Origin of the sequence: Kitasatospora sp. LaBMicrA B282 (assembly GCF_050325825.1) — a bacterium.
Lineage (GTDB): Bacteria > Actinomycetota > Actinomycetes > Streptomycetales > Streptomycetaceae > Kitasatospora.
Window position 1 is genome coordinate 23733 of sequence record NZ_JBNQTI010000006.1, and the last position, 24042, is coordinate 47774.

A 24042-nucleotide genomic window follows, 5' to 3' on the forward strand; every position below is an offset into this window, starting at 1 on the left:
AAGGATGGGAAATCCGCCTGTTGAGGCCGCTGGAGGTCTGGCACGACGGTGTGCCGGTGCCCATCGCCGCGGCGAAACAGCGGATCCTGATCGCGGTGCTGGCTCTTGCGGCCGGTGGGCCGGTCACGGTCGAGCGGTTGATCGCGTGCCTGTGGGGCGACGAACCTCCGCTCACTGCTCGGAACACGCTGCAGAACTATGTGTTGCGGCTGCGTCGCACCCTTCAGGTCGATGCCGAACCGGTCCCGCTGGTCAGTTCGGTCGCCGGATACCGCCTTGACGTGCGCGCCGATGCGGTTGACCTGAACCGGTTCCGCTCCCTGGTGCGGTCCGCTGCGGCGGCTGGTGAGCCCGAGTCGGCCGCGGCGCTGCTGGAGGAGGCGCTGGAGCTGTGGCGCGGGGAGCCGTTGGCGGACGTGCCCAGCGAGGTGCTGCACCGTGAGGTGGTGCCGGGGTTGGTCGAGCAGCGGTTGGCCGCCTTGGAACAGCGCATCGATCTCGATCTGGACCTTGGCCGACACCGGGAACTGATCACCGAGCTGGCTGCGTTGACTACCGAACACCGGTTGCGGGAGCGGCTGTGGGCGCAATTGATGCTCGCCCTGTTCCGGTCCGGGCGGGCCGCCGAGGCGCTGGACGCCTACCGCCGGGTGCGCGGGGCTCTCGCCGAGGAGCTGGGCATCGACCCCGGCCCCGAGCTGCAGCGACTGCACCAGGCGGTGTTGACCAACGACCCCACGCTGACGATCACCGGCCCGACCCCCGGGCCCAGCTGGCAGCGCGCCTCCGCGCCGCGCGTCGTGCCACGTCAACTTCCGCCGTCCAGTGCGCATTTCGTCGGCCGCGCCACACAGGTACGCCGTCTCGACGCCCAGTGGGAAGCCGCGGCTGGAGCGCCGCTGATGGTGATCTCCGCGATCGGCGGCACCGCCGGGATCGGCAAGACCGCGCTTGCCCTGTACTGGGCGCACCTGCACGCCGACCAGTTCCCCGACGGCCAGCTGTACGTCAACCTGCGCGGCTTCGACCCCACCGGAGCCCCCCTGCCGCCCATGACCGCGCTGCGCGGATTCCTGACCGCGTTGGGGGTGCCCGCGCAGGCCATGTCGGCGGACCCGGACGAGCAGGTCTCGCTCTACCGCTCCCACCTGGCCGGCCGGCGGATGCTGGTGGTCCTGGACAACGCCCGGGATGCCGAGCAGGTGCGGCCGCTGCTGCCCGGTGCCCCCGGGTGTCTGGTGCTGGTGACCAGCCGCGACCAGTTGGCCGGCCTGGTCGCCCTGGACGGCGCCGTGCCGCTGACGCTGGACCTGCTGACCCGGGACGAAGCCCACGATCTGCTGATCCGCCGCCTCGGCCGTGACCGCGTCGCACGCGAACAGGCCGACGTCGACGAGCTGATCGAGTGGTGCGTTCGGCTGCCGCTGGCGTTGAACATCGCCGCGCGGGCCACCCTGCAGGTGAACCGGCCGCTCGCCGGCTTCCTGGACGAACTGCGCGACACCCACCGGCGGCTGGACGCGCTGAGCACCGGGGAGGCCGCGGCGGACGTACGGGTGGTGTTCTCCTGGTCCTACCGGACCCTCACCCCCGAGTCGGCCCGGGTGTTCCGCCTCCTGGGCATGTACCCGGGCCCGGACATCAGCCTCTCCGCCGCCGCCGGCTTGGCCGGCCACGATCCCGACACGACTCGCCACGCCCTTGACGAGCTGTCCCGCGCGCACCTGATCACCGAGCACTCCCCGGGCCGCTACAGCCTGCACGACCTGCTGCGCGCCTACGCGGCCGAACAGGCCCAGGTCCACGACGACGACGTCGAGCGGCAGGCCGCGCTGCGGCGAGTGGTCGACTTCTACGCCCACACCGCTGACGCCGCCCACCGTTTCCTGGACCCCCACCGCCCACCCGTGCTGCCGCTCCCTGCGCCCGCACCCGGCTCCCGGCCCCACCCGCTGCCCGACCACGCGGTGGCGCTGGCTTGGTTCGACGCCGAGCACGCGTGCCTGCTGGCCGCCCAGCACATCGCCACCGCCTGCGGCTGGCACCGGGCCGTCTGGGTCCTGGCCTGGGCCCTGGACGCCTTCCACCACCGGCGCGGACACCGGCACGACCAACTCGCCGTGTGGCGGGCCGGGCTGACCGCCGCCGAGTACCTCCCCGACCCCACGGCCCGGGCCCGCGCCCACGTGTTCCTCGGTGACGCCTGCACCAACCTGGGGCGGCACGAGGAAGCGATCGAGCACCTGCACCAGGCCCTTGCCCTGGCCGAGCACCACCCCGACCTCACCGCCCAGGCCCGGGCCCAGCACTCGCTCGCGCTGGCCTGGGGACAGCAGGGGGACGACGGGCGGGCACTGCTGCACGCCGCCCATGCCCTGCCCCTCTACCGCGCCCTCGACAACCCGGTATGGGAAGCCAACGCACTCAACCTGGTGGGTTGGTACGCCGCCCGACTCGGCGAGTACGAGCGGGCCCGCGAGCACTGCCAGGCCTCACTCGCCCTGCGCCACCGCCACCACGACCCCCAGGGCGAGGCGAACACCCTGGACAGCCTGGGCTACATCGACCACCACACCGGCCACCGCGACCAAGCCATCGTCTCCTACCGGCAGGCCGTCGCCCTGTACCGCGACCTCGGCCACACCTACTCCGTGGCCGATGCCCTCGACGGGCTGGGCCATCCGCACGCCGCCCTCGGTCAACACGACCAGGCCCGCACGGTGTGGCGGGAGGCGCTGGAGCTGTACCGGCAGCAGGGGCGCGACCAGGCCGTCGACCGCGTCCTGCGGCAACTCGAAGCCCTCGACCTCAGTCCTCCGGCAGAACGATGAGACCGGTGCGCTCCACCAGGTGCGCGATCTGCGCCACCCGGTCCATGCCCCAGACCTCGGGCTGCTCACCGGGGCGCGGATCATCGCCGCCCTCGACGAACAGGTCCTCCGGACCGGCCGGGGTGAACAGGAAGAGGGTCTTGGCCGGGGTGTCGGTGATGTTCTTGAAGCGGTGCCGACGGGTGCGCGGAATGAAGACGAAATCACCGGGGCCCGCGACGAAGGTGCGGTCGCGGTCGAGGAATTCCAGTTCACCGTCCAGCAGGTAGTACGCCTCGTCCTCGGCGCTGTGCGCGTGCGCGATCGGCCCGCCGCCGGGCGGCACGATCGCCTCGATGAAGGCCAGCGAGCCGAAGGTGTGCCTCTTGGTGACCTTCATGGTGTACGCGTCGCCCGAAACCCACTTGGTCAGGCCTTCGCCCGCCGGCACGTACAGACTCTCACTGTGGCTCATATTCCATCCTTGCGTTGTCCGTTCATGCAGTTGCTGCTCCGGCCATGGCCGACTCAGACGGCGATGACGATCACGACCGCGCCGCCGAGCCACATCAGACCCATCAGGAACAAGAGGGCCTGGTTCGCGCGGTGGCGTTTGGTGAGTACCCGCGCGACCTTGGGATCCTCGGGGGAGTAGAGAAGCGGAACCCGACTGCCCACGGCCAGGTCCAGGCCGTTGGTCGTGAACTCGGTACGGCGGCCCTGACCGTCCATGAACTCGATGACGGACGCCCAGGTCCAGTCATCGCCGGAACGCTTCCGTTCCCTCTGGGTCACGGTCCCTTCGGTACGCAGTCCGGACCGGCGCAATCGCGACATCAGGCGGCCCTCCCGGACGGAGAGTCTCAGGCACCACGCTCCGGCGCCGGCAAACATCGCGCCGAAGAACATTCCCGTCAACGACACGTCCTCCCCCTGCCTGTTCGAAGGGCCTGTTCGAAGGGTTCCCGCGGCTCCGGTGAGCAGCACACGGACCAGTGCCGTGTGCTGCGACCGGAGCCGGATCAGTACTCGCCGTTCAAGTCCCCGGCGGGAGGGACCTGGTTGAGGTTGCCCAGCAGGAGCATCACCACCTCGCGCAGTTGTGTGTAGCTGGTGATGCGTCCGTAGTTGGGTCCGACAGTGAGCGGGGGCGGGGTGTTCCCGTTCAGCGAGTCATAGGCGTACCGGGACAGCGCGGACCAGTCGTTCTCGAGTTCCTGCAGCCCGATCGGCACGCCGGGGGCCACGGCCTCGGGGTCCTGCATGATGCGGATCATCCCCCTGGCCACGGGTTGGAAGCGCGCGGCCTCGGAGAGGTACTGGATGAAGAACATCAGCGCCCTCGCGACGGCCGGGTCCCGGCCGGGCGGCGTCGCGGTCCGCAGGGTGGCCTGGGCGTCGAGCAGGGCTTGGTAGGACACCGTGGTGGTCGACCGATCGCGGCCGGCAGCCTGGGTGAGGGCGGTGTAGCTCGAGCGGTAGGGCAGCTGCCGGTGGCCGCCAGCGGGTGGCAGGAGATTACGGTCCGGGGAGCCGGCCGCGGCGAAGTCCGCCATCACCTGCTGCAACGGATAGTCGTTGAAGGCGAACGTCAGGCCGTTGGGAGTGGTGAAGCCCCGCAGGTACATGTCGTTGGGGGTGAACCACAGGATCAGCCGCGTGTCCTGGATGATGTCGACGCGCAGGAGCGCGCGCGTGTTGGTCTGCGTCTGCCCGACGTTCTGGTCCCAGCGGTGGGCGGCAGCTTCCTGCATGCCCTGGATCAACTGCCCATAGGCTTGCTGCTGCTGGGTGCTGGGCTCTCCGGTCAGTGTCAGCGTGACGTTGCTGATGTGGTTGTCGGGGGTGTCGGCGCCGGCCTGGCCGGCGGTCGCACCGAGCACCGTCGCACCGAGCAGCAGCGCGACGGCCAGGGCCAGCAGCCGGGACAGCGCCCTGCCACCGGCTCTCGGAATGTTCAGCATGGGGATCCTTGCCTTTCCGCGGTCAATGGAGACCTGCCCGTCAGTATGCGGACGGACACGGACTTCCTGGTCGCCGCGCGGTCGCCGGACAGTCGCGCGGCCGGTCGTTCCGCGGCAGGAGCGTTGCCGAGGCTGGCCAGCGCCCTGCCTTCGTGCGGGGCCGGGCCCGGCTGTCCACTGACGGGGCTATCCACCGACGGCGGCGACGGGCCGTGCTCAGTGCGGGGCCGTCGGCAGGTGGGCGGCCGAGCGCTTGGCTGCGTCACGCGCACGGAACCCGAAGCTGATGAGAGTGACGCTCTCTCCGGCGCCGATGGGTGTCCTGCCATGCGGGGTGACCGCCCCATCGAAGACAACGCACTCGCCCGGTGCGAGGTCGCAGGCGCGGTAGCCGTCAGCGCCGAGGAAGACGGTGGTGCCAGAGCGGTGGGGACCGTACGCCTCCGCCGTCGCCCGATGGGAGATGCTCACCCGCCCGGGCCACCGCCCACCGATGAGGGCGGGCGTCTGCGGCCGGAGTTCGTCGAGTGGATGCAGGGGCTCCCCGCGGGCTGGGTAACCGCCACCCCCGGGCTCGGCCGCCCGGCCCAGCTCACCGCCCTCGGCAACGGTGCCGTCCCCCAACAAGCAGCACGGGCATTGGAGTTGCTGGCCCCACCCTTTCATCGTTGTCCGAGCTGCGGCGGCGACTGACCGGGCTTCTACCCGGCTTTCGCGGCCGTACCAAATCCCTGATTTCGCGGATTCTTCTCTCCGCAGCCGCACCGACCGAGGGGGCTGTCATGCCTGCGCATGCCCAGGTCCGGCGTGCCCGCGCGCCGCCGACCGCACGACCGAAGGACGCACTCGCTTGAGCACCACCACCGTCTGCGGCCCGGCCCAGGACAGCGGCTACCGCGCTGTCCTGGGTGCGCCGCACGTCGCCCGCCTGATGGGCGGCACCCTGATCGGCCGCCTGCCCACCGGCATGGCGCCGATCGCGATCCTGCTGCTGGTACGGGCCGAGCACGGCTCGCTCGCCTTGGCCGGCCTGCTCGGCGCGCTCTACGGCCTGGCCTGCGCGGTCGGGCAGCCGCTGCTCGGGCGCCAAGTCGACCGTCACGGCCAGACCCGAATCCTCGTGCCTGCCGCGATCGCGGCCAGCACGGCGTTCCTGCTGCTTCCGTGCACCGGACCGACCGGCCACCCGGTGCTCGCCGCGCTGGCCGTCCTGGTCGCAGGGCTCGCCTCACCCCCATTGGAGTCGGGTCTCCGGGCCCTGTGGCCGCATCTGCTGCCCGAGCCCGGGCGTCAGCGGGCGGCTCTCGCCCTTGACAGCAGCACGCAGGGTCTGGTGTTCATCGCCGGCCCGCTGCTGGCCGCCGGCTTCGCCGCCGGGGCCGGGGCCTACACCGCCGTGGTGGCGACCGCGGCGCTCGGCCTGCTCGGCTCCGGTCTGGTCGTCACCGCAGCACCCTCGCGGACGTGGGCGCCCCCGGCCGGCAGGCGGGTGCACTGGTCGGGCCCTGTGCGGGTGCCGGGCCTGCGGGTGCTGTTCGTCGCGCTGATCGGCACCGGTGTCGCGCTCGGCGCGGTCAACGTCCTGGCCCTGTCCGCCGGTGAGCGCCACCACGCCGGGTGGCTGTCCGGGGCGATGCCCGCCGCGCTGTCTGTGGGCAGCATGCTCGGCGGCCTCGTCTACGGCCACCGCACCTGGCCCGGCGCCCCCGCCAGGCACCTGGTCGCCGCGTCCGTCGGCTTTGCGGCCGGGTGGCTGCCGCTGCTGTCCGACCCGCTGCCGACGGTGGCCGTCGTCCTGGCGGCGCTGCCCGGTGTCTTCCTGGCACCGCTGCTGACCGCGGCGTTCGTCACCGTCGACCGCCTCGCCTTGAAGGGCGAGAGCACGGAGGCGTTCGCCTGGCTGATCGCCTGCATCGGCCTCGGCCAGGCCGCCGGCACCGGCCTGGCATCCCTCGCCTCCACCACAGGTCCCCTGCTCCTCGCCGCCGTCCCGTTCGCCGGAGCCTGCGCAGCCCTGGCCCTCCTGCGCCGCTTCACCCACCACCTGTCCGCCTGATCGAACCGCGCCTACCGCTGAGGAATCCGCCGTGAACACCGCCTTCTCCCTCTCTGACCCGACCGCCTCGACCCGCATGCACGTGGTGTGGGACTGGAACGGGACCGTCAAGGACGACCTGGACGACCATGTCGCCGCGCTGAACGCGACCCTGCCTGCGCTCGGCGGCACCCCGGTCGACCGGGAGACCTACCGGGCCAAGCACACCGTGCCGATCCCGAACTTCTACGCCCGCCTGCTCGGGCGCCCCATCACCGAGCAGGAGTGGATCTCCAGCGACAACGCGTTCCTGGACCACCTGCGGATCCAGCCGGTGCGTGTGCGCGAGGGCGCCGTCGAGCTGATGACCGCGCTGCACGAAGCCGGGCACACCCAGTCCCTGCTGTCCCTGTGCCCGCACGACACCCTCGTGCGCGAGGTCGAGGAGGCCGGGATCGGGCACTTCTTCGAGCGGGTCGAGGGCCGCACCGGCCTCTCCGGCGGTACCAAGGCCGCCCCGCTCGCCGCCCATCTGCAGGCCCTTGGACTTACCGACCAGACGTGGCGGGTGCTGCTGGTCGGGGATGCGGTCGACGACGCGGATGCCGCCCACGCCAACGGCACGGTGGCGGTGCTGCACACCGGCGGTCTGCACCACCCCGCCGAGCTCGCCGCCGCCGGCCATCCACTCACCGACACCCTGGCCGATGCCGTCGCCCTCGGCTCCCGTCTCATCGGCGCGCGGGCCACCCAACTGGTCTGCGTCTAGCACGAATCGACGGCCGTACCAAGCTGCCGATTCTGCGGATCCTCTTCCCTGCCAGCATCACCAACCCGAGCGGAGGCCTGCCGTGACCAGCCGAAGAAGACCACCTGTCCACACCGTTCCTGTCCGTTCGAACCCCTTGGATGTGCCATGTCCGACCCGATGCCGGGCACCCCCGCCCCCGATCCGATCCGCGTCCCTGACGAGGACCTCGACGACCTCGTCAGCGCCCTGAACCGCACCATGGCCGAGGTCCGCCAGCACGGCGTCATCCTCGACCGCCTCGGCGCCGAACCCGACACCTGGCCCGACGCAGAGCAGCCAGGCGCCGCGACCACCGAGGGCGAACCCGAGGCCACCGCACCGCTGTTCATCCTCGCCATGGGCGGCGCGCAGTACGCCGCCGAACTGGCCGGCCTGTCGAACTGGGTCAACCACCTCCTGCTGCCCGTCTACGGCCGGGAGATCAGCTCGACTCGCCCGTGGTGCGCGCGCTGGTACGAGCATCCCGAGGCCGTCGCCCGGCTGCACGCGCTGTGGCTGGCCTGGCAGCAGCTGACCGCCGCCGAGGCCGGCCACGCGGGTCCCGCCACGTGGCACCGCGACCACCTGGACCACACCCTGCTTCAACTGCGTGTACCGGATGGCCCGTTCGCCGCGTGTGCTACCAGCCCGGCCCGGCCCGCCCATCGCCTGCTGGCAACCCCCGACCGCTTGGGGCTGGCCGCATGAGCCGCGCCAAGTTCGGCTTCGCCTCCCACCCCGACGCCATCGCCGACCTGCGCCAGCTCCCCGACGCCATCCGCGACCAGGCCCTGCTGCACCTGCAGGACTTGGTCCATGGGGAGCGCGTGGCCACGCGTCTGGAGGGCCGGCTTGAGGGCTGCCACAAGATCTACCTCGGTGTCGGTGACCAGTGGGCCAGCCACCGCCTGGTCGTACAGATCCGCGATGCCCCGCCCGCCTCCGAGCATTCCCGCGAGGTCTACCTCGTCGCTGCCGGCCCCCGGGTCGACTACCAGGTCTACCGCGCCGCCCAGAACCGCCTGGGCCGGACCGGACTCAACCTCCCCGCCAGCCTCGGCCCAGGCGAGGAGGCCCGTGTCCGCGCCGCCCGCGCCCGCTCCGGCCCCTCGGCCACCGACCGCAGCGCCGGCCCCGCTTACACCACCACCTCCCCCGGTTACTCCCCCAACCCCGTTGCCCGAAAGGCCCGATGATGACCACCACTGCCATCAGCCACGCTGAACTCGCCAAGTGGCTCGTCGAGGCCTCCCAGGCCGTCTCCGGCATCGTCACCGCCGAGCACACCGCCCCGCCGACCTGCTCCTACCTGGGCCCCGTCCTTGGCTCGCTCGCGGCAGGCCCGCAGGTGATCACGACACTCGCCTTGCGACTGGAGGGGCTGCTGGCCGAGGAACCGAGCCCGGCGGTCCTGTTCACCCTCGCCTCCTACGCCTCTGCCCTCGGCTGGCTCACTGAGTCGCTCTCCGACCTCACCCAGGTCATCTCCCTGCTGTGTGCCCAGGCCGGCATCCCGGCCGACGGTGCTGAGGCCACTGCCCCGCGCGAGGTGGCGAACTTCGACCTGTCCGCCTACGCCCCGCAGGACTGGCAGGCCATCACCGACCTCGCCGCAGCAGCCGCGCTCCCGCCCGGCCTCTACCTGGAGATCCTCGGCCAGGCCCTGCTCGCCGGCGCCTCCTTCACCGAGGCGTGCACGGAGATCACGGGCGCCCTGTCAAAGGACGCCCACCGCCTCCTGGACGAACCCGCCGCCTCCTTTAGCCTCGTCGGCGAGGGCCCCGACAGCCTGCCCACCCTGGTCCGCTCCCTGCTCACCCGGCTGGAGGCGGACCAGTGAACCCGCACGATCCGCGCAAGCGTCCCGGTGCCCACCTCGTCCACGACCGGCTCGGCGTTTCGGACCCCTGGACCCTGTACTCCCGCCACCCGTGCGAGAGCCCGCTCGGTCGGCTCGCCTGGCTCCTCGCCACCTCCGCCCGCGACCTCGACCACCTCCACGCAGAACTCGCTGCCCAGGCCCGGCAGGTGATCGAACGTCTGGAGCCGATCGCCCGAGGCGACCACACCTCGCTGCGTAGCGACGACACGGTCCTGCAGTCCACCAGCCTCCAGGTCGACGTGCTCACCGCCCGCCGCGGCACGGCCTACCAGCAGCTCATCGGCGCCCTCGACGACTACGAACGCACCACCAGGCGAGCCCGAGCAACGCTCAGGCGCTCGCCCTGGCCAAGGCGCCCCAAGGCCATGCGCTGAGCCTGCTCGCCGCGGTCGAGCGCGGCAAGTGGTGGCTGCACGAGAGCGCGTTGGGCCACACGTTCGTCATCTCCCCCAGCGGTGTCTGTGCCCCGCAGAAGGCCGAGACCGTCCAACGGCTGATCAATGGCGGGCTCGTCACTGCCACTGCCACTGCAGGTGCCTCCGCATCCCAGGTCAGCCACAGGCTCTCGCTCACCCCGGCAGGCCACGAAGCCCTCGAAGCCTCACGCGCCGCCGCGCTGCACCGCAACACCGCTCCGGCCTCCACAGGTCCAGCCGCCGCACCGCGGGCCACCGTGCCAGCACCGCTCTCCCCGCCCGCCAATCCCCGCTGAACCAGGATCCCCGACCATGCCCGTCCAGCCGACCACCGCCATGACCGCCGACCACGCGCAGCACGTCCAGAGCATTCTGCGCCGGCTGGCACCGAAGTGGACCACCCACATCGTCCACACGATGGCCAAGTACGGTCCGGAGCTGCGTATTCGCGATGTCGCGCAGTACTATCCCCAGCTCGCCACCTCGTACGTCAGCAAGCGGCTGTCCACCATGGACAGCGCCGGCCTGCTGACCCGCGGCGATGCCCAGTTCGACCAGCGAGCTCCCTACCGGCTCACGCCTGGCGCGCTCACGCTCGGCCCGCTCTACCGCGCTGTCGCCCAGTGGTCCACCGACCACCTCGATCGCACCCCGCAGGGCCGGTCCGAGCGGATCGAGGACGCTCTGCACCGCCTGCAGCTGGCGGACACCACCGAGGTCATCCGGCTGCTCTCGCACAACGGCACCATGCACGTGAGCGATCTCGCCGAGCACGTCGGCGTCTACGAGCAGTTCGTCGCCACCCGCCTCAACCGCATGCAGACGGACGGCCTGGTCACCCGCACCGGCACCCGGCATGGCGACCCCTACATCCTCACCGACGCCGGGCGAGCCCTCGGGCCCGTCTATACCGCCGTCCAGCAGTGGGACAACCGCCACACGGCCAGCGCCCAACCGACGGTGCCGGCTGCCACCCGCACCCTCGACACGCCGGCACCAACGGCCGGCCGGACCGCGGCGGCGCTTCGCCGCAGCGCAGCCCCCTGGGCCCTGTTCAGCCACGCCCAGCTGCCGCCGCAGCGCGTCCCTGCCTATGTCACGGCCGCATCCCACCCCTCCCGCAGCCGGTGATCGCCATGGACGCCCAGAGATCAGGCCTGCCCCGCGCTCTCGGTCCGCGTGCCGCCGTCGCCGACGGCACGCGGGCCCGCTCGCCACCACGCTCCGGAGCCCCTGTTGCCCGCCACCACCCCCCTGCTCGTTCGACCGCGCCACCTCGCCGGACCCGGCGAGGTGCGGCTGATCACCGCCCCGCTTGACGTCGCGACCGGTTGGACCCGGACCCGTACGCCCGACGGCGTCCTCCTCTACACCAGCCCGTGCCGCCGTGCCCTGGTCACCCACGAGGATTCCGGGACTTGGACCGTGCGCGAATACCGCGCGCCGGGCGCCGAGGTCCTCTGGCGCGCGACCTTCAGCCCCGGCACCCCCTCGGAGATCGCCGGAGCCTTCACCGGCACCCTCATCGACGGGCTGCGCAGCGTCCACCGTGACTACCTCGAAGGCGGCCCCCGCCACCAACCCGGCAGCCCAGCCTCGACGCTGGCCCAGCGCGGTTGGCGGCCCGATCCAGGCCCGAAGGGATTCCACCACCAGGTCTCGCCCGACGGGCGCGCTCTCTACCGTCACCGCGTCGGTTACCAGCCGGCCGACGTGGAACTCGAAGGCCGGGTGCCGTCCGCCTGGAGCATGCTCGTCGGCGATCCCCACCGGCCCTCGTGGCGGGCCGACTTCACAATCGGCACGCCGTTCTACCTCCTCACCCATGCCGCTCTCGCCTTCAGCGACCCGGCACCAGCGAAGCGGCACCTCGGTGACATCCCCGAGCATCACCTGCCCCACGTCACCGCCAGGCCCGCCAGCGCGACCGCTGCCCCGAGCCGCCCGCAGCACCCCATCTCGACCCCACCGGCTGTGGTGCCATCGGCTGCCGCGCCGCGCCGCCGCTGAATCACCACCCCACTGAGGACTGCCATGTCGACTACCGCTGAGCGGGCGCGCGAGTACCGCATCGCACCGCGCTACCTCGCCGACGCGATTCCTGACGTCGCCGACGCCGTCACCCCGCTGATCGCGGCGGGCTGGTCCGTCAGCAACGACGAGGTTGGCAACGCCTACCTCACCGCACCGGACCTGCGGGCGCGCCTGGCCTACCTGCCCGAGGGCGAGGACTCCACGCTCTGGAAGATCAGCGCGGGACCGGACGCCTTCGCACCACCCGAATGGCTGGTCACCTTCGACAGCGGCACCCCCACCGAGATCGTTCAGGACTTCGTCGTGGCCCTCGCCGACGCCTACTCCCGCGGCCCGGACCACTACCTCGGTGCCAGCAGCCTGACCCGAACCCGCGTATTCGACCCGCTCCTCGCCGCCGGCTGGAGCCCGGCCACGCCCTTCAGCAGCATCCAGTCCCCCGACCAGCTCGTCCGACTGCACCGGCGCACCGGCCACCTTCAGCACGCCAAGGAGATGACCGGCGACACCGAACGCTGGCTCTTCGAGATCGGCCCACCGCGGCACATCTGGTACGCCACCGCCTCCACCCACCTCCCCGACCACCTGCTCCAGCAACTCACCACCGCCATCACCAACCCCGCCCCGGCCATCCGCCACATGAAGCGCTACCAACTGGATCTCCTCCCCGCGCAGGCCGTGGTCACCCCCACCGCACCGAGCCCGCTGGAGATGGCACGGATCCGAGCTGCCACCGCCCGCTCGGTCACCATGCCCCGCGCACCGACCTCCGCACTCGCCTACACCACCGCCACCCCGCGAACAGCGCTCCCTCAGCCCGCGCTCACCGGGCGCTCCCGCTGACCCTGCCCGCCGACACCCTGGAGGACACCGTGCCGGACGCCACCCCTCTCGATCACGCGGACGCGATGATCGAACGGGCCTGGGGCCTGCCCATCGCCGAGTTGGAGAAGGCCGCGGTCCGCCGGCCCGTCGAGGACCCGCTGCTACGCGCGGCCATGCACAGCCGATCCTCCCTGATCATCGTCTCCAACTCCGTTGCCGTGCATCAGGACCGGCTGCACGCCCTCACTCGCCCCGGTCACGTTCCCGCCTTCTACGACCTCGACCGGATCACCGACTCCGCCATCGCGCTACGGACGGCCTACGCGGAGAGCAACACCGCCCTGCAGACGATCCGGCACATCGTCGAGGCCCGCGAGACCGCGCTCACGAGCGAGGACCGCGCCGCGGTCGACCACCGCCAGGAGGCGGCCACCGCCCGCTCCACGCGCACCCCGCGCCCCCTGGGCCTGCCGGCCGGCCACCCCGCCCCGCCGGCCGCCACAGGCCCGCACGCGTCGGCGGTGAACCGGCGCTAGCGGCCGGTCAGTTCCCGCCGTGGTCGCGGTGGGCGTCTAGGTCGCCGGCGCCCACCACGCGGGCCAGTTCATCCAGGCTCAGTTCCACCCGCCGCCCCTCGGCCAGCCGAGCCTCGACCGCCGCGTCCTGTACCCGCTCCGCGCAGGACTTCGTGTGCACGGCCCACTGCCCGTCGGCGATCATCACGACGTCGCCCATCGTCCACGCCCGCCCCGCGGCCCGGATCTTGCGCTCCAGCCCGCCCAGGTCCCGGCCTCTGCTCGCCACCACGCCTTCATCCCCCTTCACACTGTGTGCGGCCCCACACCGCAACCCCCGTTCAGCACCCGGGCCCACCGATCCATTCCCGGCCCAGTTCGCCCACGGCAGACCGCCACCCACCCCAAACGACTACGCACTTCGGCATGGCGCATGCCAACGTACGGGTGTCGGCGAAACCGCAGGTCAACGAAGGGACCCGACCCCGTGAACACACCCACCAATCTTCTGCCCGCCCCCGTCCGCCCGGCCGCCGAGGAGCGCGGCTGGCTCTCCAGCGACCACAGTGCCGAACCGGTGCTCGCCCTGCTCTCCGGCCTCGGCTGGCCGATCGTCGACACCCCCGAGGGCAACGTGCACGGCACGAGCCCGGACGGGCGCGTCTACGTCGGCTGGCTGCCCGAGGACCCCGGCGCCTGGCAGCGCGACATCGTGTGGCGCATCCGGGTCCAACCCGCCGACGCCAAGGCCTGGACCCAGGAGTTCGGCATCCACACCCCCGCCGAGACCGTCGCCGGGTTCCTCGCGGCCCTCGTCGCCAACCCCGCGCACTGACCCCCAACCCGCAGCCTCAGCTGACGGATTGACTCCCGTCGCTAGGAGAGACATCACGAGCACCCACCGGATCGGCCTTCACCCGGTCGTCGTCACCGCCACCACCGAGCGCCCCGCTGCCCGTCCCCTGCTCACCAGCCCGGACCTGCGCGTCATCCGCGCCGACGAGGTCGGGCCCGGCGACCTGATCGTCTCCGCCTTCCAGCCGGCGCCTCCCGGGCACCTGCGCCGCAGCGACTACTTCACCTACGGTCCCTACCCGGCTGCTCCCGCTCCCTATGACCCGACGTGCGGCTGCGGCGTCTGCGGCCTGCCCGAGGTCGAAGGACCTCAGGGCACCGTCATCCTGAGCACCGGCTTCCCCTGGGACAGCTGCGACCCGTGGCCCGCCGACGAACCCGTCCTCGTACTACCCAACCTCCTTCGGCGGGTCCCCGCACGTGGAGCTCGCGACTGAACAGGTCGGCTCCCCCTTCAGCGCCCCCCTCAACCACCCTCCATCTCTTACCTCCTGGAGATCTGCCATGCCCCAGCACCTGACCGTCGCGCACCTGATCGCTCAACTCCAGAACCTCGACCCCACGCTGCGGGTGCGGCTCGCGGTCAACCCCGACTGGCCCTTCTCCCACCTGCTGGCCGCGAACGTCGTGGTCGACAACGGCCTGGTCTACCTCGCCGAGGACGGCCAGGAGGGCTACCTGCCGCCCGCCGTCCGCGACGAACTCGCATGGGCCTGAGCCCCATCCGACCGCAGGAGGACCGCATCCCGACCCACGACAGCCCCAACCTCCCCCGCCCGCTCGACAGCCTGGCCCTACGGCCGATGCCGCGCTGGGCGAGCGGAGCACTCGTGCGTACCGCCCCCGCCCATCCCGAGCAGCCGATCACGGTCCTCTGGGTTCCCGACACCGCTCCGCGTCTGCCCTTCGGCCGCGTTCTCCTGCGGTGGGAGAAGGCCGCCGAGGCAGGCTGGGACGTCACCGCCCACCTCGGCCTGGCCAGCACCGACGTCCACCTCGCCACCTGGCCTGCTGCCCCCGACGACTGGCCCCACCTCGTCCGCCCCACCCTGCACGAGGTCACCTGCCTGTGCCCCGCCCTGGCCGTGGCCACCGCAGCACTCGACCTCGCCAACCGCATCGCCAGGCCGTGATCCACCCCACAAGAAGGCCGCCCCACGCCGACCCGGCCCGGGGCGGCCTTGTCGTACTCCCACCCGCGCTCACCAGATCAGCGAGGCCCGTACCGTGCAAGCCCTGGTGGTCCGTTAGCCGAGCGTTTACCGGGCCTGCGGCGGTCCCCGTAGCCTGGAATGCATGACCACCGAGCGCACACACGTGATCACCGGCACGGCCACCCGCGAGGGCACCACCGCGCCCAGCGGAGACGCCTTCGCCGTCCACGTCCAGGCGGACGGGACCACGGCAGCGGCCGTGGTCGACGGCATCGGGCACAGTCCCCGCGTTACGGCGGTCGCCCAGCTGCTCGCCGACGTGGTCGCGCGCATCTCTGCCCGCCGCAGTCCCCTGGGCGGACTCCTCACTGCTACAGACCTGGTCGCCGACCCCGGGGCCGACGAGGAGCCCGAACCGGACGCGGTGGCCGTCGTGGCCGTCGCGGAGCCGGGTGACGATCGGATCCGGATCGCTTGGGTCGGCGACTGCAGGGCGTACGCACTGACCGCCAACGGCGAACTCGAACTCTGCACCGTGGACCACAACCTTGCCGAACAACTGGCCATCGCTGGTTACAAGGGCGAGGTAACCCGGCACGCCTCGCAGTGGGTTCGCACCTCGGTGGCCACAGCGGCGGTCGCCACCGTCGCCGAGGCCTGGACCGAGCACCCGCTGGTCGTCCTGACCTCCGACGGCGTTCACGACCAGGTGCCGCACGACGTCCTGCAGGCTCTGGTGGTCAAGCACGCTTGCGATCCCCAGGCCCTCGCCGAGGCCTTGGTTTCCGCCGCCACGTCCGGCCCCGACGGCGAACGGGACGACGCGACCGCCGTGGTGCTCCGTCACTTGTGACGGTCTGAGCCCAAGCCAGTGCCTGCGCCGGCTGACCGACCAGACACCAGCGATGACCAACCTGAACCACTGCAAGAGGACCGCCACCGACACCGGTGGCGGTCCTTCCTGTTGCCTGCCTATACCGGTGGAGAGCAGTTATTCCCGGGCGTCGTATTCTTCGGCTGCCGCGCGCAACCGATGGTGACCGTCTCCTACGGCAATGCCTGGGCCCTCCTCGAGTTCTCCTCGTAGAGCGTGCTGCAGGACCTGGTGCCGCCGCAGGCGTCCGGAGTACTGGTGACCCCGCCGGCGCCAATCGCCCTGCCTGTCTTCTCGGGTGGGGAAACAGCCTTTGTCCGGAGGCGCGCAGAGGACCCTGTCGGTTGGGGGTGGTTCACTTGGGGCGCTGTTGGCCGCGTTCTGCCCCGGCGGGGCCGTGGTTGTCGATGCGATTCAGGATGTGGTCGGCGAGCTGAGCGGGCGTTGGGTGGGCCCATACGGCTTTTGGGCTGAGCCAGACGGTCAGTTGGCGCTCAACGCGGGTGCGCAGTTCGAGGACGCCGAGGGAGTCGAGGCCGTGGTCGGTGAGTGACTGGTCGGGGTCGAGGGCGGTGGGGGCGGTGCGCAGGATGGTCGCGGCGTGGTGGATGAGGATGGATTCGAGCTGTGTCCGGCGTTGCTCGGCTGGAAGTTCGATGAGTTCGGCGAGTAGTGCCGTGGCGGTGTGGTCCTGCTGGTCCCCGTCTGCCGTGGTTTGCGGGGTGAGGGCTGAGAGGTAGCGGGGTGCGTGGGGTGCGTAGGCGGGCAGCCATCCGGAGCCGTGGATGGGGAGGTAACCGCTGTGGGTACGGGTGTGGCGCAGGAGTTGGTCGAGGGCGTTGATGCCTTCGTCGGGGGTGATCATGGCGTAGCCCTGGTCGGCGAGGTGGGTGCCGCGTCCGCGTTCGGCCCAGGCTCCCCAGCCGATGGAGGTGGCGGGGGTCCCTTGGGCTCGTTGGTGGTGGGTGAAGGCGTCGAGCCAGCTGTTGGCGGAGGCGTAGGCGCTCTGGCCGGGCAGGCCGAGGAGGGCGGAGCCGGAGGAGAAGTTGCACCACCAGTCCAGGGGCTGGCCCTGGACGGCGTGGTGGAGGTGGAGGGCGCCGAGGGTTTTGGGGGCCCAGACTCGTATCAGGAGGTCGGGGGTGAGGTGGGTGGCGGCGGCGTCCTCGACGACGGCAGCGGTGTGCAGGACTCCGCGGACGGGCAGGCCCGATTCGGTGGCGGTCTGGAGAAGGCGGTGGGCGGTGGTAGGTGCGGAGATGTCGCCGAGTTCGATCCGGATGTCGCAGCCGGTCGCGACCCGCAGGGCGGCGAGTGTGGCCCGGCTCCGGTCGTCGGGTGGGGTCCGGCCGTTGAGCACCAGGCGTCCGGCGCCGCTTTCGGCGAGGTGGCGGACGACGAGTTGTCCCAGGCCGCCGAGGGCTCCGGTGACGATGTAGGAGCCGTCGGGGCGGACGGGGGTGGCCTGCTCAGGCGGGACGAGGGCGGTGACTGCGCCCTGTTGGGGCATATCGATGACGAGCTTGCCGAGGTGGGCCCCGGCGCCGAGGGTGCGTAGGGCGTCGCTGGCAGTCGCCAGGGGGTAGGCGGTGACGGGTACGGCCGGCAGGCTGCCGTTGCGCAGGGGTTCGGCGACTTCCCGTAGGAGGGCCGCGAAGCGGGCGGGGTCCTGCAGGAAGACAAGACGCAGGTCGAAGGCGTGGAAAGAGATGTTGCGTTTGAGGGCGCCCATGTCGAGGCGGGTGTCGGCGTAGAGGTCGTGCTTGCCGATCTCGACGAAGCGGCCGCCGGGGCGCAGGAGGTCCAGGCTTGCGCGCAGGGCTGGTCCGGTCAGGCAGTTGAGGACGACGTCGACGCCTTCGCCGTGCGTTGCCGTGCGGATCTCGTCGGCGAAGCTGAGGGAGCGCGAGTCGTGGACGTGCTGGATGCCGAGGGAGCGCAGGTAGTCGCGTTTGGCTTCGGTGCCGGCGGTGGCGAAGATCTCGGCGCCGATGGACCTGGCCAGGGCGATGGCGGCGTGCCCGACGCCGCCGCTGGCGCAGTGGATCAGCACGCGTTCGCCGGCCTGGAGGTGGGCGAGGTGCCGGAAGGCGGCCCACGCGGTCAGGTAGACGGCGGGCAGGCCGGCCCCTTCCTGGAAAGACATACCCGCGGGCAGTTCGAATGCAGCGTCCGCGCTGGAGATGGCGTGGCTGTTCGTCGCCGTGGCCACGGCCACGACCCGGCTGCCGGGGCGCAGGTGGTGGACCCCCGGGCCGACGGCGGTGACCGTGCCAGCGATGTCGTGCGCCATCGAGGTCCGGTCGCCGTCGAGGTACTTGCCAACACCGGCGGCCGCGAGGGCGTCGACGAAGTTGAGGCCGAAAGCGTGGACGCGGACCTCGATCTCGCCGGGGCCGGGCGGTCGGCGCCGGTGGGTCAGCAGGGTGACGGTGTCCAGGTCTCCGGGAGAGCGGACCTCCAGGGTCAGGCCTTCTTCGGCGGGGTCGGCAGTGACGGTGCGCAGGTCGGCGTCCTTCAGCGGCGCCAGGCGCAGTCGGGCGGCGTAGCGTCGTCCGGCTCGGATCGCGATCTCCTCGTCGGTACGGGGGGCCGTCAGTTCCGCGGCTATCAGTTCCGCGGTTCCCGGGGCGCGAAGGTCGTCGACGTCGAGCATGGTCACGGCGATGTCGGGGTGCTCGTTGCGCAGGACCCGGCAGGCGCCGGTGAGTCCGGCGTAGCGGGAGTCGGGGAGCTCGCCGTCCGCCACGGCCTGGGCCCGGGTGGTGATCACGCACAGGCGTGGCGGGCGTGCCGGGTTCTCGGCCACGACTGTGGCGATGCGGGTCAGTTGCTCGACCAGTCCCTGCGCGTGGGTGATCGTCTCGGGGGTGATCGGGAGGCGGGAGTCGTCGATCTGCTGCTCTCCCGTTCCGGCGAGCAGCGCGATTCCGCTCCAGGGGGTGCTGTCGGCCAGGTCGGGGGCCAGGGTGCCGTCTGCCGTGCAGAGGTGGGCGAGGCGGCATTCGGTGATGCCGCGCTCCCGTAGGGCCGCCGCGAGCACGTGCGGAGCCGTTGTCGCCGTCTGCCCACCGGTCTGGTGGCTGACGGTGTCGGTCAGCAGGAGCCAGGGGCCGGCCAGTTGTCCGTCGTCGGTGGTGTCGAGCGGGTATGGAGGGGCCTGCGCGCCCGCTACGGGGTCCCACTCGACGGTGACGAGGCGCTCGTCCAGCAAGGCGGGGTCGGTGGACCTGGGCCGGCCGATGTGGACGCCCTCGAGTTCCGCGACGACCGCGCCGGTGGGGGTCAGCAGTTGCACGTCGCCGGCGAACGAGCGGTCGTCGTGTTCGTGCAGGGTTGCCAGGCAGTAGCGGGCCCTTGCCAGGTCGCCGTGGGCGCGCAGGGCGTCGATACTGCGCGGGAGAACCAGGCGGTCGCCGGCGAGTTCCGGCGCGGCGAGCAGGGCCAGGGCTTGGAGTGCGCAGTCGAGCAGGGCGGGGTGGACGCGGTAGGCGGCGGCTTCGGTGCGTTGGGCGGCCGGCAGGCGCAGTTCGGCCAGCAGCGTGCGGGGCAGGGCTGCCTTCGCCGGGGCGGTCGGGAGGGTGCGGGCCGTCGTCAGGCCCTGGAAGGCGGACCCGAGGAGGATGCCGTGCTGCTGTGCCCAGGTGTAGAAGCCGTCGGTGTCGACCGGTTCGCAGTGACGCTCCGTCAGATCCGCTAGGTCCTGCGGGGGCGGTGCGGTCGGTGGGGTGGTGTGGTCGGGGACGGTGGCCCGGGCGTGGGTGATCCATTCCTGGTCCTGGGCACTGAGGACCGCCAGCTGCGCGCCGTCGGCGGAGGGGGCGAGCGTGGTGGTCAGGGTCGTCGGCTCGGCCAGGAGCAGGAGGTCTTCGAAGCGCAGGTCGGTGATTTCGACCGAGCCACCCGGTCGGTCCGTGCCGGCGGTGGCGCCGGTCGCCGCTGCCAGGGCGATTTCCACGTAGCCGGCGGCTGGCATCGCGGGAACGCCACGAACGCGATGGTCGGCCAGCCATGGGACGGTGTCGGTGCCTACCAGTGCGGTGTACAGGAACTCGCCGTCGGTGCGCGGCACTTCCGAACCGTGGCCGAGGAGGGGATGGCCGCCGGTGCGGTGGCTGGTGGGAGCGGCGGCGCCGGGCAGCTTGGCTGCGGGGACGGCTGGGCGGTCCCAGTGCGGCAGCGGCAGGTCCACCAGGTGGCCGGGGGCTGTGGGGGTGTCCCAGGTGGTGCGGTCGGCGGCGGCGCCGGCGCAGTGGGCGGCGCCGAGCGCGTCCAGCAGGCCACGTCCCTCGCTCTCGCCGCGGCGCAGGGTGGCCAGAGCGGCGACCTCCCGTCCGGCTTGTCGGGCCGTCTCGGTGATCGCCCGGGTCAGCAGGGGATGCGGGGACAGTTCGATGAAGATCCGGTGGCCGTCGTGGACGGCTGCCTCGACGGCTGCGGCGAACCGGACGGGGCAACGCAGGTTGTCGACCCAGTAGGTGGCGTCGAAGGCCGGAGCGGCCCGCGGGTCGTCGAGGACGGTGCTGTAGAACGGCACCAGCGGAGCCCGGACGGGCCGGACCCGTGCGACGGACTCGGCGAGGTCGTCCAGGACCGGGATGACCTGCGGTGAGTGGGAGGCGACGTCCACGCGCACGAGCCTGGCCATGAACCCCCGTGCGCTCCACCTGTCGACCAGTTCGTGGACGCGCGCCGTGTCACCGGCGACGACCGTTGAGGTGGGCGAGGTGAACACCGCCACAGTCACCTCCGTGATGCCCGCCGCGTCCAGCTCCTGCTGCACCTGATGCGGGGGCATCTCGACCGAGGCCATCGCACCGCGACCGGACAGGCGGCGCATGTGCCGGGTGCGGCCGCACACGATGCGGGCCCCGTCGGCCAGGGTGATCGCCCCGGCGACCACCGCGGCGGCCGCTTCCCCCATCGAGTGCCCGATCACCGCGGCCGGCTCGACGCCGTGCGCCCGCCACGCGGCGGCCAGGGCAGTCTGCAAAGCGAAGAGCACCGGCTGCACCCGGTCGATCCGCTCGCTCGGTTCCGAAGCGTGCAACTGCTCCAGGACGGAGAAGCCCCCCTCCACGGCGATGAGCCGCTCCACCTCCGCCAGGGCGGCTGTGAACGCAGGCTCGGTGTCCAGAAGGTCCCGTGCCATGCCAGGCCACTGGGAGCCCTGCCCCGAGAACACCCACACCGGCGCCGACCCGCGCCCCTTGACTCCGTCCACCGAGAGGCCGACCGCGCTGTGCCCGGCTTCGGCGGCTCGCAACTGCGCCACCAGTTCGGGGATGTCGGCGGCAGTCGCCGCCAGTCGGAACGGCAGGTGGTCGCGGCGCACCGCGAGCGTGTGGGCGAGGTCGCCGAGCGCGGGAGGCGACGGGTGGGCTTCGAGCCAGTCCGCGAGCGCGCCTGCGCCGGCATCGCGCGCCTGGGCCGTGGAGCCCGACCACACCACCAGCCGGGCCTGCCCACCCCCGGGCGGTTTCTCGCCACCATCAGCGGCATCCGCAGGGGGAACGGCCGACACGGGCTGCGGGAACTGTTCGAGTACGACATGAACGTTCGTGCCGCTGAACCCGAAGGAGGAGACCGCCGCCCGGCGGGGACCCACGGTCACCGGCCACGGTCCGAGGGCCTGCGGAACGAAGAGCCGCGAGCCGGCCGGGTCGATGTCCCGGTTCCACCGCCCGAAGTGCAGGTTGCCGGGCACCGCTCCGGCGTCCAGCGCCAGCACGACCTTGATCAACCCGACCGCGCCGGAAGCGGACTCGGTGTGCCCGGTCTGCGACTTGACCGCTCCCAGCGCGCACGGCTGCTCACCGGCCCCGTACACCGCGCGCAGCGCGGCGAACTCGATCGGATCGCCAAGCTGGGTCCCCGTGCCATGGGTCTCCACCAGTCCGACGGTCGCCGGATCCACCCCGGCTTCCCGCAGCGCCCGACGGAAGACCGCTTCCTGCGCGCTCGCGGAGGGCGTGGTGATGCTCTCGGAGCGACCGTCCTGGTTAACCGCCGTCCCCGAGAGCACCGCCCACACCCGGTCACCATCGCGCAACGCCGCCGCCAACGGCTTGAGCACCACCACCGCGCATGCCTCGCTGCGCACGTACCCGTCGGCGTCCGCGTCGAAGGGCCGGCAGCGGCCGGTCGGCGACAGCGCACCCAAGCCCGTGAGCGCCACCTCGGTCTCGGGGCGCTGCATCACCGTCACGCCACCGGCCAGAGCGAGATCGCAGTCCCCTGCCAGCAGGCTGCGAGCCGCCAGGTGCACCGCGAGCAACCCCGAGGAGCAGGCCGTGTCCACGGTGGCGGCCGGGCCGTGCACGTCCAGGTGGTAGGCGACCCTGCCGGCCGCGATGCTGTGCGCGTTGCCCGTGGTGGAATACGGATGGCCGGTCAACCCCGAACGGTCCAGAAGGAGTTCGTGGTCATGGTGCGACAGGCCCAGGAACACCCCAGCCGCCGTGCCGGCCAGAGACGAGGGCGCGATCCCCGCGTGCACCAGGCCTTCCCAGAACACCTCCAGGACCAGGCGCTGCGCCGGATCCATGAACTCCAGCTCGGTGGCGCCGATTCCGAAGAACCCGGCATCAAAACCGTGCAAGTCCTCCAGAAAGCCGCCCCGGCCCGACACCGACCTCCCCGGCACGGCGGGCTCGAGATCGTGGAAACCGGCGCTGTCCCACCGATCCTCCGGCACCTCCCCCACCAGGTCCCGGCCGGTGACCAGGGCCTCCCACAGGGCCGCGGGCGAGGCCACCCCACCGGGTAACCGGCACCCCATGCCCACCACCGCGATACGACCGTCCGCCCCTTGCGCCCCGCCAGGTGAAAGCTGCATAACGTCACTGTGCGGATGCTCCGTTGAACCGTCAACGGAGCAAACCATCCCAATCCGCACACCCGGCAGCGCGCTGCCGTGCACCGTGCGAGCGGCGCTCCACACCCGCCCCGGCCCAGGAAGGCATCCAGTGAACCCGAACACCACCACCCCGCTGACCGTCCCGCTGCGCGCCCCCGCCCCCGGCGCCTCCGCCACCCTCTACTGCTTCCCCCATGCCGGGGGCGACCCCGACACCTTCCTGCCGCTCGCCCGCCTGCTGCCTCCACACGTCACCCCCGTGGGTATCAACCTGCCAGCCGACGAGACCGGCGGGTCCGTCTTCCCCACCGTGCGGGCTGCAGCGGCCGCGATCGCAACCGCCGTGACCGATCGTCATGTCACCCCTGGCTCCGCGCAGGGCGACGGATTCCAGACCATCGGCCTCCTCGGCCACAGCGGCGGTGGGCTCCTCGCCTACGAAACCGCCCGGAGTCTGCACGACCACCGCGTCCCACTCGCCCTGCTCGCCGTCTCCTCCGTCCCTGCCCCTGCAGCAGCGCCCCAACTCATCCGGCAACTCAGCAACCCCCAGCGGTTCGAACAGACTGTCCACGAAGCCCTGGGCCTCGCCACCAACAACCGCACTCTCGCCGCGTTCGCCTTCCGACGGGACCTGCCCATGTACACGGCGTACACGTACGAGGAAGGTGCTCCACTCGACTACCCCATCGCGGTGCACGGCGGCGACGAGGACCCCGTCGCTCCCCATACCGACCTTGCCGAATGGGCCTCCTACACCACCGCGCGCTGCACCGTCCGCACCTACCCAGGCGGACACATGTACCTGCGCAACCACTGGGGCGCGCTCGCCACCCATCTTGGAAACGCCCTGACCGCTGGCCGGACTGACATCTGACAGTCGACACGGAGGAGAGGGCCCCTCCCCGCCCCAGACTCGAGCAGGCAAGTGGGCGGGCGTCCAGGAAACCGAGCCCGCTGCCGCTGCGATCATCCGTCCAGTATCGGCCCGAAGACCGCAGGCTCCAGGTCGAGGATCGCAACGCCTGC

22 protein-coding genes are annotated in these 24042 nt (G+C 71.8%); 17 read left to right on the plus strand and 5 right to left on the minus strand.

From position 1 onward, the window contains the following. The first annotated feature begins 56 nt into the window (after nt 1-56). Nucleotides 57-2831, plus strand: coding sequence for a BTAD domain-containing putative transcriptional regulator (locus ACQRUO_RS03080; protein ID WP_428314110.1), 2775 nt, complete (start codon nt 57-59; stop codon nt 2829-2831). Here ACQRUO_RS03080 and ACQRUO_RS03085 read toward each other — a convergent pair. The 3 genes from ACQRUO_RS03085 to ACQRUO_RS03095 form a co-directional block, all read right to left on the minus strand. After that, a complete protein-coding gene (locus tag ACQRUO_RS03085; RefSeq protein ID WP_428314111.1) occupies nt 2809-3285 on the minus strand; it encodes a cupin domain-containing protein in 477 nt (158 codons plus the stop codon). The genes ACQRUO_RS03080 and ACQRUO_RS03085 overlap by 23 nt on opposite strands. A gap of 53 nt (nt 3286-3338) precedes the next feature. Further along, a complete protein-coding gene (locus ACQRUO_RS03090; RefSeq protein WP_428314210.1) occupies nt 3339-3719 on the minus strand; it encodes a DUF3592 domain-containing protein in 381 nt (126 codons plus the stop codon). Nucleotides 3720-3832: 113 nt separating this feature from the next. Next, nucleotides 3833-4774, minus strand: a complete 942-nt coding sequence (locus ACQRUO_RS03095) for a ribosome-inactivating family protein (RefSeq protein WP_428314112.1) — start codon at nt 4772-4774, stop codon at nt 3833-3835. An 850-nt stretch (nt 4775-5624) separates the two neighbouring features. Between ACQRUO_RS03095 and ACQRUO_RS03100 the strand changes: the two genes are divergently transcribed. The 10 genes from ACQRUO_RS03100 (at nt 5625) to ACQRUO_RS03145 (ending at nt 13292) form a co-directional block, all read left to right on the plus strand. Next, nucleotides 5625-6830, plus strand: a complete 1206-nt coding sequence (locus tag ACQRUO_RS03100; RefSeq protein ID WP_428314113.1) for an MFS transporter — start codon at nt 5625-5627, stop codon at nt 6828-6830. Nucleotides 6831-6861: 31 nt separating this feature from the next. Next, nucleotides 6862-7578, plus strand: coding sequence for an HAD family hydrolase (locus tag ACQRUO_RS03105; RefSeq protein ID WP_428314114.1), 717 nt, complete (start codon nt 6862-6864; stop codon nt 7576-7578). 147 nt (nt 7579-7725) lie between these two features. Further along, a complete protein-coding gene (locus ACQRUO_RS03110) occupies nt 7726-8307 on the plus strand; it encodes a DUF4913 domain-containing protein (protein WP_428314115.1) in 582 nt (193 codons plus the stop codon). Next, the gene (locus ACQRUO_RS03115) at nt 8304-8795 is read left to right on the plus strand and encodes a hypothetical protein (protein WP_428314116.1); all 492 of its coding nucleotides are present in this window, start codon (nt 8304-8306) and stop codon (nt 8793-8795) included. The genes ACQRUO_RS03110 and ACQRUO_RS03115 overlap by 4 nt, the downstream gene beginning before the upstream one ends. Continuing rightward, the gene (locus tag ACQRUO_RS03120) at nt 8795-9439 is read left to right on the plus strand and encodes a hypothetical protein (RefSeq protein WP_428314117.1); all 645 of its coding nucleotides are present in this window, start codon (nt 8795-8797) and stop codon (nt 9437-9439) included. Before ACQRUO_RS03115 ends, ACQRUO_RS03120 begins: the two co-directional genes overlap by 1 nt. Continuing rightward, nucleotides 9436-9855 carry a hypothetical protein gene (locus ACQRUO_RS03125; protein ID WP_428314118.1) on the plus strand — a complete coding sequence of 140 codons (420 nt, stop codon included), beginning with the start codon at nt 9436-9438 and terminating at the stop codon, nt 9853-9855. The genes ACQRUO_RS03120 and ACQRUO_RS03125 overlap by 4 nt, the downstream gene beginning before the upstream one ends. A 354-nt stretch (nt 9856-10209) precedes the next feature. Then, entirely contained in the window at nt 10210-11028 is an 819-nt protein-coding gene (locus ACQRUO_RS03130; protein WP_428314119.1) for a winged helix-turn-helix transcriptional regulator, read from the plus strand. 105 nt (nt 11029-11133) lie between these two features. Further along, nucleotides 11134-11907, plus strand: a complete 774-nt coding sequence (locus tag ACQRUO_RS03135; RefSeq protein ID WP_428314120.1) for a DUF317 domain-containing protein — start codon at nt 11134-11136, stop codon at nt 11905-11907. Between the two features lie 24 nt (nt 11908-11931). Further along, complete coding sequence (locus tag ACQRUO_RS03140; protein WP_428314121.1) at nt 11932-12774, plus strand: DUF317 domain-containing protein; 843 nt, start codon at nt 11932-11934, stop codon at nt 12772-12774. Between the two features lie 29 nt (nt 12775-12803). Next, nucleotides 12804-13292, plus strand: a complete 489-nt coding sequence (locus tag ACQRUO_RS03145; protein ID WP_428314122.1) for a hypothetical protein — start codon at nt 12804-12806, stop codon at nt 13290-13292. Nucleotides 13293-13299: 7 nt separating this feature from the next. Here ACQRUO_RS03145 and ACQRUO_RS03150 read toward each other — a convergent pair whose 3' ends face one another. Continuing rightward, nucleotides 13300-13563: a hypothetical protein gene (locus ACQRUO_RS03150; protein WP_428314123.1), complete on the minus strand. Its 264-nt coding sequence runs from the start codon at nt 13561-13563 to the stop codon at nt 13300-13302. A 195-nt stretch (nt 13564-13758) separates the two neighbouring features. On the opposite strand from ACQRUO_RS03150, the gene ACQRUO_RS03155 reads away from it, so the two are divergent. The 5 genes from ACQRUO_RS03155 (at nt 13759) to ACQRUO_RS03175 (ending at nt 16133) form a co-directional block, all read left to right on the plus strand. Beyond that, on the plus strand, nt 13759-14106 hold the full coding sequence (locus ACQRUO_RS03155) for a DUF317 domain-containing protein (protein ID WP_428314124.1): 348 nt from the start codon (nt 13759-13761) through the stop codon (nt 14104-14106). A 28-nt stretch (nt 14107-14134) separates the two neighbouring features. After that, complete coding sequence (locus tag ACQRUO_RS03160; RefSeq protein ID WP_428314125.1) at nt 14135-14563, plus strand: hypothetical protein; 429 nt, start codon at nt 14135-14137, stop codon at nt 14561-14563. A gap of 67 nt (nt 14564-14630) precedes the next feature. Then, nucleotides 14631-14843, plus strand: coding sequence for a hypothetical protein (locus ACQRUO_RS03165; protein ID WP_428314126.1), 213 nt, complete (start codon nt 14631-14633; stop codon nt 14841-14843). Next, on the plus strand, nt 14834-15259 hold the full coding sequence (locus tag ACQRUO_RS03170; RefSeq protein ID WP_428314127.1) for an esterase: 426 nt from the start codon (nt 14834-14836) through the stop codon (nt 15257-15259). Before ACQRUO_RS03165 ends, ACQRUO_RS03170 begins: the two co-directional genes overlap by 10 nt. 163 nt (nt 15260-15422) lie before the next feature. After that, nucleotides 15423-16133, plus strand: coding sequence for a PP2C family protein-serine/threonine phosphatase (locus tag ACQRUO_RS03175; protein ID WP_428314128.1), 711 nt, complete (start codon nt 15423-15425; stop codon nt 16131-16133). Between the two features lie 376 nt (nt 16134-16509). Here ACQRUO_RS03175 and ACQRUO_RS03180 read toward each other — a convergent pair whose 3' ends face one another. Continuing rightward, nucleotides 16510-22992, minus strand: a complete 6483-nt coding sequence (locus ACQRUO_RS03180) for an acyltransferase domain-containing protein (RefSeq protein ID WP_428314129.1) — start codon at nt 22990-22992, stop codon at nt 16510-16512. Nucleotides 22993-23122: 130 nt separating this feature from the next. Between ACQRUO_RS03180 and ACQRUO_RS03185 the strand changes: the two genes are divergently transcribed. Next, entirely contained in the window at nt 23123-23890 is a 768-nt protein-coding gene (locus tag ACQRUO_RS03185) for a thioesterase II family protein (RefSeq protein WP_428314130.1), read from the plus strand. Nucleotides 23891-24042: the final 152 nt, after the last annotated feature.

Coding starts and splice junctions, on each gene's coding strand:
- ACQRUO_RS03090 (WP_428314210.1), bottom strand. CDS start 3,719: ATGTTCTTCGGCGCGATGTTTGCCGGCGCCGGAGCGTGGTGCCTGAGA.
- ACQRUO_RS03095 (WP_428314112.1), bottom strand. CDS start 4,774: ATGCTGAACATTCCGAGAGCCGGTGGCAGGGCGCTGTCCCGGCTGCTG.
- ACQRUO_RS03085 (WP_428314111.1), bottom strand. CDS start 3,285: ATGAGCCACAGTGAGAGTCTGTACGTGCCGGCGGGCGAAGGCCTGACC.
- ACQRUO_RS03140 (WP_428314121.1), top strand. CDS start 11,932: ATGTCGACTACCGCTGAGCGGGCGCGCGAGTACCGCATCGCACCGCGC.
- ACQRUO_RS03180 (WP_428314129.1), bottom strand. CDS start 22,992: ATGCAGCTTTCACCTGGCGGGGCGCAAGGGGCGGACGGTCGTATCGCG.
- ACQRUO_RS03175 (WP_428314128.1), top strand. CDS start 15,423: ATGACCACCGAGCGCACACACGTGATCACCGGCACGGCCACCCGCGAG.
- ACQRUO_RS03130 (WP_428314119.1), top strand. CDS start 10,210: ATGCCCGTCCAGCCGACCACCGCCATGACCGCCGACCACGCGCAGCAC.
- ACQRUO_RS03115 (WP_428314116.1), top strand. CDS start 8,304: ATGAGCCGCGCCAAGTTCGGCTTCGCCTCCCACCCCGACGCCATCGCC.
- ACQRUO_RS03170 (WP_428314127.1), top strand. CDS start 14,834: ATGGGCCTGAGCCCCATCCGACCGCAGGAGGACCGCATCCCGACCCAC.
- ACQRUO_RS03120 (WP_428314117.1), top strand. CDS start 8,795: ATGACCACCACTGCCATCAGCCACGCTGAACTCGCCAAGTGGCTCGTC.
- ACQRUO_RS03110 (WP_428314115.1), top strand. CDS start 7,726: ATGTCCGACCCGATGCCGGGCACCCCCGCCCCCGATCCGATCCGCGTC.
- ACQRUO_RS03165 (WP_428314126.1), top strand. CDS start 14,631: ATGCCCCAGCACCTGACCGTCGCGCACCTGATCGCTCAACTCCAGAAC.